Below are 12,586 nucleotides of genomic sequence, written 5' to 3' on the forward strand. Positions count from 1 at the left end.
AAGTCCCTGCGGGGTAGTCCTGTCAACGCTCCCGCAAACGCCGGGAGCTGGATTTCTTAGTGCTGGTGACCTGCTTCGTCGTCGTCCTCGGCCGGCTTCTCCGTGACCAACGCCTCCGTGGTCAGCACCAGAGCGGCGATGGACGCAGCGTTACGCAGCGCCGAACGGGTAACCTTGACCGGGTCAATAATGCCGGCTTCGATCAGGTTGCCGTACTCGCCGGTTGCGGCATTGAAGCCGAAGCCATCCTCGAGTTCGCCCACTTTGTTGACAACCACGTAGCCGTCATGCCCGGCGTTCTGGGCAATCCAGCGCAGTGGCTGAGCGATGGCGCGGCGAACCAGTCCGACGGCTGTTGCGGCGTCCCCGTCCAGGGCTGCCACCTTCGGATCCTCGTCCAGAGCCTTGGCCGCCTGGACCAGAGCCGAGCCACCGCCGGCCACGATGCCCTCTTCGAGAGCGGCCCGGGTGGCGGAAACAGCATCTTCGATGCGGTGCTTCTTCTCCTTGAGCTCAACTTCGGTGGCCGCGCCGACCTTGATGACGCCGATGCCGCCGGCCAGCTTAGCCAGCCGCTCCTGCAGCTTTTCCTTGTCCCAATCCGAGTCGGTGCGCTCCAGTTCAGCGCGCAGCTGCTTAACACGGTCCGCAACATCTTCCGTCGTGCCGGCACCGTCCACAATGGTGGTGGTGTCCTTGGTGACGGTAATGCGGCGCGCGGTGCCGAGCTCGTCGAGACCGATCTGCTCCAGGGACAGACCAATTTCCGGGGAGATCACCTGTGCGCCGGTCAGCGTCGCGATGTCCTGCAGCATGGCCTTGCGGCGGTCACCGAAGCCCGGGGCCTTGACCGCAACCACGTTCAAGGTGCCGCGGATCTTGTTCACGATCAGCGTGGACAGGGCTTCGCCGTCGACGTCCTCGGCAATGATGAACAGCGGCTTGGCCGCCTGCAGAGCCTTCTCCAGCAACGGCAGGAAATCCTGCAGCGAGGAGATCTTGCCCTGATGGATCAGGATGAGGGCGTCCTCAAGAATGGCTTCCTGGCGTTCGACGTCGGTGACGAAGTACGGGGACAGGTAGCCCTTGTCGAACTGCATGCCCTCGGTGAGTACCAGCTCGGTTGCCGTGGTGGAAGATTCCTCAATGGTGATGACACCATCCTTGCCGACCTTGTCGAAGGCCTCGGCGAGCAGTGCGCCAATCTCCGGGCTCTGCGCGGAGATGGCGGCAACTTCGGCCACCTGGCCGCCTTGGACCTCGCGGGCGTTCTCCAGCAGGCGCTGGGCAATCGCGTCCACCGAGACCTCGATGCCGCGCTTGAGATCTCCGGGAGCGGCTCCCGCGGCAACGTTGCGCAGGCCCTCCTTGACCAGAGCCTGGGCCAGTACCGTCGCCGTCGTCGTTCCGTCGCCGGCTACGTCGTTGGTCTTGGTGGCAACTTCCTTAGCCAGCTGTGCGCCAAGGTTCTCGTACGGGTCCTCCAGCTCCACCTCGCGGGCGATCGTGACGCCGTCATTGGTGATGGTGGGGGCACCCCACTTCTTATCCAGCACAACATTGCGGCCACGCGGCCCCAGAGTCACCTTGACGGTGTTCGCCAGCTTATCGATGCCGGCTTCCAGGGAACGGCGGGCAGCATCGTTGAATGCAAGCTGCTTTGCCATAAAATTTGTGTCCTTTCAAGGCGAAAACCCCGCACCCTTGACTCCAGTAGGGAGCGGCGGTGCGGGGATCCGTCAAAGCGAATTGTGCTTCGTAGAAGCCAGTGAGCTGTTGGTCAGCTAACCGACTGCTTCACAACAGAGTTATTTTGACTACGAGTTACTTCACAACAATGGCGAGAACGTCGCGGGCGGAGAGAACCAGGAGTTCTTCGCCGCCGGTCTTGACTTCGGTTCCACCGTACTTGGAGTAGATGACGACGTCGCCGACGGCAACATCGATCGGAACGCGGTTGCCGTTGTCATCAACGCGGCCGGGGCCGACTGCAACAACTTCGCCTTCCTGGGGCTTTTCCTTGGCGGTGTCCGGGATAACCAGACCCGAAGCAGTGGTCTGCTCCGCTTCCAGCTGGCGGACGACAATACGATCCTCAAGAGGCTTAATAGAGACCGACACTCGGACCTCTCCTTCACATGAGTAAAATCTGCGGATTATTGCAATGCGTGCGTCACTGTTGGTATTGCCGACCGTCGTCGCGGTGCCGGTGGCAAAACCGTGGGCGCTCTCATTTTCAATTAGCACCCTACGGGTGAGAGTGCTAACTCAGACTCTATGGTTTGGGCTGGCACTCGGTCAAGGCGAGTGCCAGTTCAAAGGCATCCGTCCGGCGGAATTGCCGACTGCCCCACGTGGGTGCAAGCTTGGAGCCATGACAATCGATGTGCCTGCGGTGCAGGTCCGGGGGCTGACAAAGTCCTACGGCGCGGCCCTCGCCGTGGACGGCATCAGTTTTGAGATCCACGACGGCGAAACGTTTGCCCTGCTCGGCCCCAACGGTGCCGGAAAAAGCACCACCATTGAAATTCTGGAGGGCTACCGGAACCGCAGCGGCGGGGACGTCACGGTGCTCGGCGTCGACCCGCAGCACGGCGGCCTGGATTGGAAGGCCCAGCTGGGGATCGTGCTGCAGTCCAGCGGGGAAAGCGGCAACGTGAGCGTGCACGAACAGCTCACCCACTTTGCCGGGTACTACCCCAACCCCCGCAAGGTCAGCGACGTCCTCGATGCCGTGGGACTGACGGATAAGGCGAAGACCCGGATCAGCAGGCTTTCCGGTGGTCAGCGCCGCCGTGTGGACGTCGCCCTGGGCATCATCGGCCGGCCCAGGCTGCTGTTTTTAGACGAGCCCACCACGGGCTTCGACCCGGCGGCCCGCCGGCAGTTTTGGGCCCTGATCAACCAGCTCAAGAACGAGGGCACCACCATTTTGCTCACCACCCACTACCTTGACGAGGCCGCAACGCTGGCCGACCGTGCCGGTGTGATCGTCGGTGGCAGGCTGGTGGACATAGGCACCATTGACCAAATAGGCGGGGCCGCAGCCAAGGTTCCGCTGGTGCGATGGCAACGGGACGGCGTCGAGCATGCGCAGCGGACCAGCGAGCCGGCCGCCCTCGCGGCGCTGCTGTATGCCCAGGCCGGTGGAGAGGTGGACGGCCTGCAAATCACCCGGCCTTCGCTGGAGGACATTTACCTGGATCTGGTGGGCAACCCTGCTGCTGCCGCGGTCGAGGAGACGATATGAATACTGTGACTTTGGGCGCCTCGCGGATTGGCTACGAGTTGAGGGTGTATTTCCGCCAGGGTGATTCGGTGTTCTTCACCTTCCTATTCCCGATCGTGATGCTGTCCATCTTTGCCGTTGCCTTCAGCACCAGCGGCAACATTGGCTCGGCCCCGGACGGCAGCGGCGGCATCTCCTTTGCCGCGTTTTACGTCCCCGGCATGGTAGCCGCCGGCATGCTGCTCAGCGGCGTACAGAACCTTGGTGTAGACATTGCGGGTGAAAAGGGCGACGGCACGCTCAAGCGTCTGGGCGGTACTCCGCTGCCCGTGTTTTCCTACTTCATGGGCAAGATCGGCATGGTGCTGGTGAGCTCGGTCCTGCAGGTAGCACTGTTGCTGCTGGTCGCACGGTTCGCCTTCAATGTCGCGCTGCCCACGGAACCGGGCAAATGGCTGACGTTTGCCTGGGTGTTCCTCTTTGGCGTGATCACCAGCTGTGTTTTGGGCATTGCCCTGTCCGCGCTCCCGCGCACGGGGAAGTCCGCGACGGCCGTAGTGATCCCCATTGTGCTGCTGCTGCAGTTCATCTCCGGCGTGTACCTGAACTTCGCGCAGCTTCCCGGGTGGCTGCAGAACGTGGCCGCCGTCTTTCCGCTGAAGTGGATGGCGCAGGGCATGCGAAGCGTGTTCCTGCCTGAATCCTTTGAAGCGATAGAGCCCGGCGGTGCCTGGAACCTGGGGTCCGTGGCGCTGGTCATGGGGCTGTGGCTGGTGGTGGGCCTGATCCTGTGCCGCCTCACGTTCCGCTGGATCCGCAAGGACAGTTAGCCATCGGGCGCGACGGCGGGCGACGGCGGGCGGCTGGCGACGGCGGGCGGCTAGGCTTGTCTTCATGGCCCAGGAACAGATTGCCCCCCTTCTCACCGCCGAGGGCTGGGAGCTGCTGAACTCCCTGGGTCCGTACTCCGAGAAGGATGCCCTGGCGCTCAACTCCGCACTCCGCAAGGCCGGCCACTCCCCCGAGTTGGTCTCCGCGGCGCTGACCCAGTCCAGGCTGCGGACTAAGGCAGAGGCCAAATTTGGCGAATTCGCCCGCCAGATGATCTTCACGCAAACCGGGCTGGAACAGGCCACCAGACTCAATGTGGCCGCCCGGCACGCGGAACGCTTCGCCGGTGCCGGCATTAGCCACGTTGCGGATTTGGGCTGCGGGATCGGCGCCGATTCGCTGGCACTGTCCAGCATGGACATCCAGGTCACCGCCATTGAGCTCGATGAAACCACGGCGGCCTGCGCCACCTTGAATCTGATGCCCTTCCCGTCCGCCGCAGTTCGTCAGGAGGATGCCACCACGGTGGACCTGACCGGCGTCGACGGCGTATGGCTTGACCCGGCGCGCCGGACCACCAGCACATCCGGTACCACCCGGTTGTTCGATCCGGAGGCCTTTTCCCCGCCGCTGTCCTTCGTGGAAACGCTGGCCGCGCGCGGCCTGGCCGTCGGAGTAAAAATGGGGCCTGGCATTCCGCACGAGTCCCTCCCCGCCGGCTGCGAGGCGCAGTGGGTTTCCGTCGACGGCGATGTTGTCGAAGCGACGCTGTGGTTCAACGCACTGGCGAGGCCGGCCGTGAGCCGCGCCGCGCTGATCATCGGGCCGCGGGGATCCGCCGAACTGACCAGCCCGGTGCCCTACGATCCGGCCCGGCAGGACGTTCAGACCGGCCCGGCTGAGGGTTTTCTCTATGAGCCGGACGGCGCCGTCATCCGCGCCGGGCTTGTCGCGGATCTGGCGCGGTCCCTGGGCGGCCACCTGCTCGACCCCCACATTGCCTATATTTGTGCCGCAGAACTGCTGGACACGCCCTTTGCCACGGTTTACCGGGTGCTGGAGGTCAAGCCGTATAACGTCAAGGCCCTCAAGGCATGGGTGCGGGCCAACCGGATCGGTGTGCTGGAGATCAAGAAGCGCGGCATGTCCGTCACACCGGAGGAGCTCCGGCGGCAGCTGCTGACGGGCTCAGGAAAGGGCCCCAACAAGGCCACGCTGGTGCTGACGCGGATCGGCGAAGACCGGGTCGCCGTCGTCGTCGAGCCCGTCAGCCGTCCGGCATTGCCTCTCGCCCTCTGACGCATGCTCCGGACGGACGGAGCCTTAAACGCCGCATTCCCCGGCCGTCTCAGTTTTGCTGCTGAGACGGCCGGGGAATGCGTTGTGCGTGGCGCCTGGTGCTACTTGGTGTTCACCGTGATGGTGGCTACGCCGACGAGCATTCCTTCCTTCACAGCATCCGTCTTGAAGGTCTTGTTCAGCAGGCCGGCGGCAACATCGGAGATCTCCACCTTGGTCCCCTGCAGGATGGCTGTGTCACCCTCGGTCTTCAACGGCATCAGGGTTGAGCCGTCCAGATTGAAGATGTAGGCCTGCTTCACGGCGACGGTGCCGTTGACGGCGACATCTCCGTAGAGCTTGGAGGTGCCCGGGTCGATTGTGAAGTTGGTCAGGTCAACCTTGGTGTCCCCGGCCGTCAGGGAGAATCCGGATCCGGCGTGGTTGATCAGACCCTGAACGAAGGGACGGTACGACGACGCGGGATCGTAGTAGTCGACCTTGCCGCTGGTGATCGGGAAGACCAGTGAGCCGTCGGTCAATTTCGCGGTGCCGATGACGCCCGGGGTGAGCTTGAGCGTCTCCAGCGCCTTGGCGAAGGACGCGTCGAGCTTCACTGCGGTGGTGGTCCCCGTCAGTGCCGGAATGGAGGCCAGCGGCTTAGGCGTCGAGGCCATCGCCGAGGAGCTCGAGGAGGCGGCCGTGGTGGTGGTGGAACCCGCAGACGCGGTGCTGCTGCAGGCTGCCAAGGAGAACAGGAGTGCACCGGATGCTGCAACGGCGCCGACGGTAGTGAAGATTGATTTGCGCATGATAAGTAATCCCTAATCTGTGGATATGGTTTCCGCAACCGGCCTGTTGTTCACAGCTGCTTGCCTGTCAGAGGTACTTCGCCGCTGTCGGTGATGCGGATGGGTGGGGCTGTAACCGTTACCGTCCCGTGACCTTCGAAGGGCCCTCTGCGCTTCCTCCACTACACGACCGTGAAACCATCCGGAAGTCGCCGGCGTCCGGTCAGGGCGGTGAGAATGGAAACACCGTCGCCGCGGTCTACGGCAATCCGTGCGGCCAGGCCCGTAACCTCCAGCAGCACCTGCGCCGGCATAGTCACTGCCACCTTGGCAGCGGCTGCGGTATCGAGGCTGTGGACGGCCAGTTCGAACGTGCGGGTCGGTAGATAGTTGCGCAGATACATACCTCCAGCGATCGTTTCAATCAGCGCGTCGCCCGAATTCTCCAGGGCATGCAGAGATTCTTCAACGAGGACCATAATGGCTGCTGCGGGGTCCGCTCCCAGCTGCCGGCCGGCCTGCCGCCCCCGCTCCGCTACAGCATCCGGGCTGGAAGATTGGGTTGCCCGCCCAACCAGTGCGAAATACCCTTCCGGACTCGTGACCGCCTCACTTGTGGCGGGCTGGCGCAGGTAGGCCGTCACAGTGCTCAGCGCTCTGCCGGCATGCCCCACGAGTGCGCGCAGGTCCCACACCCCAAGTCCGGCGTTCGCCCAGCCATCTTCGGGAATCCGGGCGACCAGATCTGCAAAGCAGAAAGCGGCGCTCCGATACGTTGACGTTACCGGCTCCAAGGGGTCCATGACTTAATAGTGCACGACCGTAGCCGCCGCCCGCCCTTGGAAGGCGATTGACCTCTTGCATCGGTGCGCCCCGGTCCCGGAAAGCCCATAAGGTTCAATAGTGACTGACCCCGAAAACGGCGTACGCGTCGATGTTGTCTTTCCGTGCCTGGATGAGCGCGGCGCCCTGCCCTGGGTTTTGTCCCGGCTGCCGCCCGGATATCGGGCCATCGTGGTGGATAACGGTTCCACCGACGGATCTGCCGCCGTCGCGGCCGCACTAGGCGCGAGCGTTGTCAGGGAGCCCGTCCGCGGGTTCGGATCCGCAGCGCACGCCGGGCTCCTCGCCGCCACGGCCGACTATGTGGCGTTCTGCGACTGCGACGGATCGATGGACCCGGCAGCACTCCCCCAATTGCTGGCCCCGGTGCTGGCCGGAACGGCCGATTTGGTGCTGGGCCGCCGCCGACCGGAACGCCGGTCGTGGCCTGTGCATGCCCGGTTCGCCAATCTTGTGCTCGCCTGGCAGCTTCGCCGGCTGACCGGAGAACGGGTGAGCGATCTTGGCCCGATGCGCGTGGGCCGCCGGGCGGAGCTGCTGTCCCTGGAGCTATTGGACCGGCGCAGCGGTTATCCGTTGGAGATGTTCCTCAAGGCCAGCCAACGGCACTGGCGGATCCGCGAACTGCCCATCATCTATTCACCCCGAACGGGCAGATCCAAGGTTACCGGGACGCTGCGTGGAACGGTGACCGCGGTCAGGGACATGTCCGCGCAGCTCAAGGCCGCCCGGAGCCTGGCCGCAGCAGCACCCGTCCAAAGCCCCCGCGGCGCCGAAGAAAAGTAGTGATAACCGAAACTAATGTGACCGTCGCGGTCATCGCCAAGGAATGCGTGCCCGGCCGGGTCAAGACCCGCTTGTGCCCGCCGTTGACGCCCGTGCAGGCAGCCGCCATTGCCCAGGCAAGCCTGAGCCAGACCCTTGCGTTCGTCCGGAGCCTCCCCGTGGCCGATCGACTCTTGGTACTGGACGGGACTGCCCGCCCCCAGGACGCGGCCGGATTCCGGCTCCTCCCGCAGGAAACCGGCGGCCTGGATGAGCGGCTGGCTGCGATCTGCGCGGTAGTTCCGGGACCACTTTTGATCCTGGGCATGGATACTCCGCAGCTGGAGCTGCAGCACGTGCGGGAGTTACTGGACGATTGGACTACTCCGGCGCCGGTCCATGATGCGTGGCTGGGGTGGGCGTCCGATGGCGGTTTCTGGGGTTTGGCCATGCACACACCGCGCGGCGACCTGATCCGCGGCGTCCCGATGTCAACGGACCAGACCGGGGCACAGCAGCTGGCCCGGTTGACCGGGGCCGGTCTGCGGGTGGGCCAGTTGCCCATGCTCGACGACGTCGATACCGTTGCTGACGCCGCACACGTTGCGGCGATGGTGCCGAGGACCACTTTTGCTGCCGCCGTGGCCGCCGCGTTTGCTGCCGCACCTGACGCTTTTGCTGCACCGCTGGCAGCTTCGCCGGCTGACGCCGTCGGGAGCCACCGATGACTCAGGCCATTTTCATGCCTGCTCCTGCAGCAGGCGCGCAGCCTCTGTCGTCACTGCCGCCGAGGGTCCCGGGCACGGCGCTTTTTGGGCAGGGCTCGTCCGAACCCTACGCCCGGGCGCTTGGCCGGAAACAAGGATCCCTGACCTTGCGGCCGGTGTCTGCGGACTACGGCTTGGCACCGGTCACCTTCACGGTCGACAGCTGGTGTGCTCCTGCCACCATATTGGAACGGTCGCTGGTGGCCGGTCTAAGCGGTCCCCTGCTGGACATCGGCTGCGGCCCGGGGCGGCTGCTGGCTGCCGCTGCTTCCTTCGGAATCACCGCGATGGGCCTGGATACCAGCACTCAGGCGGTGCAACAGGCCCTCGATCGAGGCACTCGCGCCGTGCGGCAGTCGGTCTTCGAGACCGTCTCGCACACAGGCCGGTGGCGCTCCGCCGTCCTGCTGGATGGAAATATCGGCATCGACGGCAGCGTGAGCGCCCTGCTGCGCCGCAGCCGCGAACTCCTGAGCCCGGACGGAACGCTGCTGGTGGAAGTGGATCCGGACGACGACGTCGATGCCGCATTCCAGGCGGTGCTGGAGGACGACGACGGTAAAGTCAGCGAGCCATTCCGCTGGGCCCGTGCGGGACGAACGGCCCTGGCCGCTAGGGCTGGCGCCAGCGGGTGGGAACTGTCCGCAACCCGGCGGGCTCAGGGTCGGGTGTTTTGCTGGCTGAATCCCGCTCGAGCGAACCGCCCGGCACGCCGTTCCAGCAGGTAGATTACCGCGGCAGCACCCAGCGCCAGCGCCAGCCAAAGCCAGGCCAGATGCGCCAGATAATCCATTTCCAGCACACTGGTGTTCCGCGCGACCGATTGTGCCCGGACCAGGATGCCGGTCAGCAGGCTTAGCATGGCGCCGACCATGAGCGCACCTCGCAGCACGGCCGCCGATGCACTACCCAATCCAAAGGTGAACCTGTTCAAACCGGCCCCAGCCAAACTGGTTAGTGGGACCAGAATCCCATCATGGAGCACAACCCCGCAGGCCAGCCAGAACAGTAACCCCAGCAGCTGCGCCGGACCAAGCTGTGTGGGCAGACCCAGTAGCCCGTAGCCGGCGATGCCGGCGCCCAACAGCCCCACAACGAAGCGGGCCGCGCGAACGCCCGTTCCGAACTTTGGCTCAGCCGCCGTTGGCGAGGATTCCGGCGTTGAATGCTGTATGGGCGTTGTCACAATATCTCCAGACTCTGCAGCCATTTGGTCTGCAGCACCCCGGGTCGGCCCGGGGCAATAATCCGCGCCGGATACCCATGGTCCAGATCCAGGACCTCCCCATTGAGCTCCAGCGCCACGAGGGTCTTCTCATCCGCGGTATAGACGGCGGGCATGGTCATTAGTCGGTAGGCCCCCTCGGGTTCCAAACTGGTCACCAGCAGATCCGATTCCGGCACCGCACCCATCGCCTGGACCAGGTCCCGGATCCGCACGCCCCGCCACCTTGCGCTCTGGCTCCACCCTTCAACACAGGCAATCGGCAGTTGGTGTTCGGTCTGCGGCAGGGCCGCGAGCTCACTGAGGGTCAGGCTGCGGCTTTTACCACGGTAGCTGACCTTCAACGTCCAGCCCGGGTTCTGCGCCAAGGGGCCGACCTTCGCATCGGCCGCGGTCCGGTTTACCGGCACGGACGCAGGCCCAGTACCCATTTTCCGCGGGGCGAAAAAATTAACCGGGGACAGCCAGGCAAAGGATTGGCCGGCTGTGCCCAGCACCACCGTCCCTGTGGTCACCCCGACTGCCGCCAGGAAGCCGCGCCGGGACCATCGTCGTGAAACAGCCCCAGCTGTCCCGCGGCCGGAGCGCATTTGTTGCTGCCCTCCCGGGTCCGGTGCCGTCAGTTCCGCGGCTGCCGGCACCGTCGTCGTCGATTCTGGGTTGGCAGGCTCACGCGCACGGCGCCAGTTCGCGGCGATGAGCGGCAATTTGACTGCGATGTGCAGCAGCAGTGACCCCCACACCACCCAGGACAACCAGTAATGCGTCTCGCGGAAGGGGAAGGGCCACGGGTACCACTTGTACGTATTAATCAGCCCGGTCAGTACCTGCAGCAGGGACGCGGAGACAAACAAAGCAATGGATCCCCGCTCCACCGCGTGCACCACAGACCGCACGGGAGGCCAGCTGAGCAGTTCGGGGTAGACGGACCATAGCTTGGCGAATAATAGCGGGATGGACGCGATCCCGGAGGTGATGTGCACGCCCTGGGTCAGCTGGTAAATCCAGACCGGTCGGGTGGGGAAAAACATCCAGCCCGGCGGGTTCTGCAGCCCGTGACTAAACAGGCCGGTGGCAAAGCAGACCGTGAAAGTGAGCCCCAGCCACCTGCCCAGCACCACCGAAAGCCTGGTACTGCGCACCGGCGAGGCAAATTTTGCCGCGAGCGCGTCGGTCAACCTGTTCATACGGGGTCACACTACCGATCAATGGAAATACCAGGAGAAAGAGAAGTCTTTTCGTAGGGCCAACGCCCGAGGTAGCGGTTTGGTGCCCCGAGCCCCCCGCGATAAGGCAGGATCGAAGGGTGGACCTCCAAGAGACTAGCGCCTCAGACACGAGCGCCCAACCCGTGAGCACCGGCTCCTCTGTTAATGCCGCCCCCCGAGGGATGGGAACAGGAACAGCGGCAGGAACGCCGCCCGGGTGGACGCGGGCGCTGCTCCTGACCCTATTGCTGTTAGTGCTCTTGGCCGCGGCGCTTTACTCGACGGTGCGTCCGCAGCCGCCGTTTCCGCTGGCTGTACTGGCCGGCACCCTCCTTTGCTGGCTGCTCCTGGCTGGGGCTGTCTGTGCTTTGCGGCGTGCCCGGCCGGCCAGAATCAGCACGGTCGTGATAGCCGGAGCGCTGCTCCTCGGTGTGGCCGCGATCAGCTCTCCGCCTTCCACCAGCAATGACTCGGCCCGCTACGCGTGGGACGGCATCGTGCAAAAGGCCGGCGTTTCCCCGTATACCCATGTGCCGCTCGATGATGCGCTCGTCGGGCTCCGCCCCGGATGGTTGTTTGCGCCCGGAAACGGCACTGCGGACGGCGGGACCCGTTGCTCCCCCGATCTGTTCGCTACCGCCCCGGTAGCCACCCGGGGGGAGCCTTCCGGACAGCCGCTGTGCACCACGATCAACCGGCCGAACGTTCCAACAATTTATCCCCCGACGGCGGAACTGTATTTCCTGGGCGTCCGGCTGACCGTCCCGGACGGCGTGGGCTATGCGGCATTCCAGCTCGCCGGTCTGCTGGTGAGCCTGGCGGTCACGCTGATGTTGCTGCTGGCACTTCCTCGTTTGGGCCTGCCGCGGTATTTGGCCGCCGTCTGGGCCTGGAGCCCGTTGGTGCTCATTGAAGGCGTGAACAATGCCCACGTCGATCTGCTCGGGGGCGCCCTGCTGTTGGCCGCGGGGCTGCTCTTGACGGCGGGAAAGGCAGGAAAACCGCTGCGGTCCGGTTTCATGTTCGGTGCGGCCGTGGCCACCAAGCTCATTCCGGCGATGGCCGCACCCGCCCTCCTCTTCCGAAGACCCGTCAGGTTCATCTGTGCGGCGCTGGCCACGTTTGCTCTGCTGTATACCCCCTATCTGCTGACCGCCGGGTGGGGCGTCATTGGCTACCTCCCCGGCTACCTCAAGGAGGAGGGGTACAGCGATCAGGTCGGCATCCGCTTTGCCTTGGCCCAGTTCATCTCCGGCGGCCCATGGCCGATGTTACTCAGTGCCGCGGCGCTGCTGCTGCTGGCATTGACCGTGCTGCGCAAGACGACCGTGCACAACATCTGGGAGCAGCAGACCCTCATGATCGGCTTGACCCTGCTGATCGTCAGCCCGAACTACCCCTGGTATGCGCTGCTGCTGCTGCCCGCCGTGGTGCTGAGCCGGTACTGGGAGTACATCGGGGTCATGGTCGCGCTCAATATCGTCTACCTGCTGCCCGGGGATCCGGTGTTCAGCGGCCGCGTCAACCGCGCCAGCCTTGCCGCTGCGGCCCTGGCCATCGCCGTGGGAGCCTGGCACCGCCGTCGGGCGTTCCACTTGGCGTCCGCCGCGGACGGACTGCGCGCGGCATCCGGGATGGCAGGATAGAAG

Annotated in this window: 13 protein-coding genes; 7 read left to right on the top strand and 6 right to left on the bottom strand. The window is 64.8% G+C overall.

Annotation, left to right across the window (positions count from 1 at the left end; all coding sequences use genetic code 11):
• Nucleotides 1–56: 56 nt before the first annotated feature.
• Together groL and groES are read right to left on the bottom strand one after the other, a co-directional pair.
• The gene (gene groL, locus OS914_RS05725; protein ID WP_267545109.1) at nucleotides 57–1,667 is read right to left on the bottom strand and encodes a chaperonin GroEL; all 1,611 of its coding nucleotides are present in this window, start codon (nucleotides 1,665–1,667) and stop codon (nucleotides 57–59) included.
• 157 nt (nucleotides 1,668–1,824) lie between these two features.
• Nucleotides 1,825–2,121 (bottom strand): co-chaperone GroES, encoded by a 297-nt coding sequence (gene groES, locus OS914_RS05730; RefSeq protein ID WP_113719120.1) that lies wholly within the window; start codon nucleotides 2,119–2,121, stop codon nucleotides 1,825–1,827.
• 253 nt (nucleotides 2,122–2,374) lie between these two features.
• On the opposite strand from groES, the gene OS914_RS05735 reads away from it, so the two are divergent.
• The 3 genes from OS914_RS05735 to OS914_RS05745 all read left to right on the top strand — a co-directional run bounded on the left by OS914_RS05735 (nucleotide 2,375) and on the right by OS914_RS05745 (nucleotide 5,359).
• Nucleotides 2,375–3,250: an ABC transporter ATP-binding protein gene (locus OS914_RS05735; RefSeq protein WP_267545110.1), complete on the top strand. Its 876-nt coding sequence runs from the start codon at nucleotides 2,375–2,377 to the stop codon at nucleotides 3,248–3,250.
• Entirely contained in the window at nucleotides 3,247–4,059 is an 813-nt protein-coding gene (locus OS914_RS05740) for an ABC transporter permease (protein WP_267545111.1), read from the top strand. Before OS914_RS05735 ends, OS914_RS05740 begins: the two co-directional genes overlap by 4 nt.
• A gap of 64 nt (nucleotides 4,060–4,123) precedes the next feature.
• Nucleotides 4,124–5,359, top strand: coding sequence for a THUMP-like domain-containing protein (locus OS914_RS05745; RefSeq protein ID WP_267545112.1), 1,236 nt, complete (start codon nucleotides 4,124–4,126; stop codon nucleotides 5,357–5,359).
• Nucleotides 5,360–5,460: 101 nt separating this feature from the next.
• Here OS914_RS05745 and OS914_RS05750 read toward each other — a convergent pair whose 3' ends face one another.
• Nucleotides 5,461–6,150, bottom strand: a complete 690-nt coding sequence (locus OS914_RS05750) for a hypothetical protein (protein ID WP_267545113.1) — start codon at nucleotides 6,148–6,150, stop codon at nucleotides 5,461–5,463.
• 161 nt (nucleotides 6,151–6,311) lie between these two features.
• Entirely contained in the window at nucleotides 6,312–6,932 is a 621-nt protein-coding gene (locus OS914_RS05755) for a maleylpyruvate isomerase N-terminal domain-containing protein (RefSeq protein ID WP_267545114.1), read from the bottom strand.
• 100 nt (nucleotides 6,933–7,032) lie between these two features.
• Between OS914_RS05755 and OS914_RS05760 the strand changes: the two genes are divergently transcribed.
• Genes OS914_RS05760 through OS914_RS05770 form a run of 3 tightly spaced genes read left to right on the top strand, consistent with a single transcriptional unit; the run spans nucleotide 7,033 to nucleotide 9,232 of the window.
• Nucleotides 7,033–7,758, top strand: coding sequence for a glycosyltransferase family 2 protein (locus OS914_RS05760; RefSeq protein ID WP_267545115.1), 726 nt, complete (start codon nucleotides 7,033–7,035; stop codon nucleotides 7,756–7,758).
• Complete coding sequence (locus OS914_RS05765) at nucleotides 7,758–8,465, top strand: TIGR04282 family arsenosugar biosynthesis glycosyltransferase (RefSeq protein ID WP_267545116.1); 708 nt, start codon at nucleotides 7,758–7,760, stop codon at nucleotides 8,463–8,465. Before OS914_RS05760 ends, OS914_RS05765 begins: the two co-directional genes overlap by 1 nt.
• Nucleotides 8,462–9,232 carry a class I SAM-dependent methyltransferase gene (locus OS914_RS05770; protein ID WP_267545117.1) on the top strand — a complete coding sequence of 257 codons (771 nt, stop codon included), beginning with the start codon at nucleotides 8,462–8,464 and terminating at the stop codon, nucleotides 9,230–9,232. Before OS914_RS05765 ends, OS914_RS05770 begins: the two co-directional genes overlap by 4 nt.
• Here the strand turns inward: OS914_RS05770 and OS914_RS05775 are convergent.
• Both OS914_RS05775 and OS914_RS05780 read right to left on the bottom strand, forming a co-directional pair.
• Nucleotides 9,163–9,690 carry a hypothetical protein gene (locus OS914_RS05775; RefSeq protein ID WP_267545118.1) on the bottom strand — a complete coding sequence of 176 codons (528 nt, stop codon included), beginning with the start codon at nucleotides 9,688–9,690 and terminating at the stop codon, nucleotides 9,163–9,165. The genes OS914_RS05770 and OS914_RS05775 overlap by 70 nt on opposite strands.
• On the bottom strand, nucleotides 9,687–10,916 hold the full coding sequence (locus OS914_RS05780) for a molybdopterin-dependent oxidoreductase (protein WP_267545119.1): 1,230 nt from the start codon (nucleotides 10,914–10,916) through the stop codon (nucleotides 9,687–9,689). The genes OS914_RS05775 and OS914_RS05780 overlap by 4 nt, the downstream gene beginning before the upstream one ends.
• Nucleotides 10,917–11,035: 119 nt before the next feature.
• Here OS914_RS05780 and OS914_RS05785 point away from each other — a divergent pair, with 119 nt between their 5' ends.
• A complete protein-coding gene (locus OS914_RS05785) occupies nucleotides 11,036–12,583 on the top strand; it encodes a glycosyltransferase family 87 protein (RefSeq protein ID WP_267545120.1) in 1,548 nt (515 codons plus the stop codon).
• Nucleotides 12,584–12,586: the final 3 nt, after the last annotated feature.

Source organism: Arthrobacter endolithicus, from assembly GCF_026627425.1.
GTDB lineage: Bacteria > Actinomycetota > Actinomycetes > Actinomycetales > Micrococcaceae > Arthrobacter_M.

Bases quoted from the DNA above. Each gene is read 5' to 3' on its own strand.
- OS914_RS05735 (WP_267545110.1), top strand. From the start codon at position 2,375: ATGACAATCGATGTGCCTGCGGTGCAGGTCCGGGGGCTGACAAAGTCC.
- OS914_RS05750 (WP_267545113.1), bottom strand. From the start codon at position 6,150: ATGCGCAAATCAATCTTCACTACCGTCGGCGCCGTTGCAGCATCCGGT.
- OS914_RS05780 (WP_267545119.1), bottom strand. From the start codon at position 10,916: ATGAACAGGTTGACCGACGCGCTCGCGGCAAAATTTGCCTCGCCGGTG.
- OS914_RS05770 (WP_267545117.1), top strand. From the start codon at position 8,462: ATGACTCAGGCCATTTTCATGCCTGCTCCTGCAGCAGGCGCGCAGCCT.
- OS914_RS05745 (WP_267545112.1), top strand. From the start codon at position 4,124: ATGGCCCAGGAACAGATTGCCCCCCTTCTCACCGCCGAGGGCTGGGAG.
- OS914_RS05740 (WP_267545111.1), top strand. From the start codon at position 3,247: ATGAATACTGTGACTTTGGGCGCCTCGCGGATTGGCTACGAGTTGAGG.
- OS914_RS05755 (WP_267545114.1), bottom strand. From the start codon at position 6,932: ATGGACCCCTTGGAGCCGGTAACGTCAACGTATCGGAGCGCCGCTTTC.
- groL (WP_267545109.1), bottom strand. From the start codon at position 1,667: ATGGCAAAGCAGCTTGCATTCAACGATGCTGCCCGCCGTTCCCTGGAA.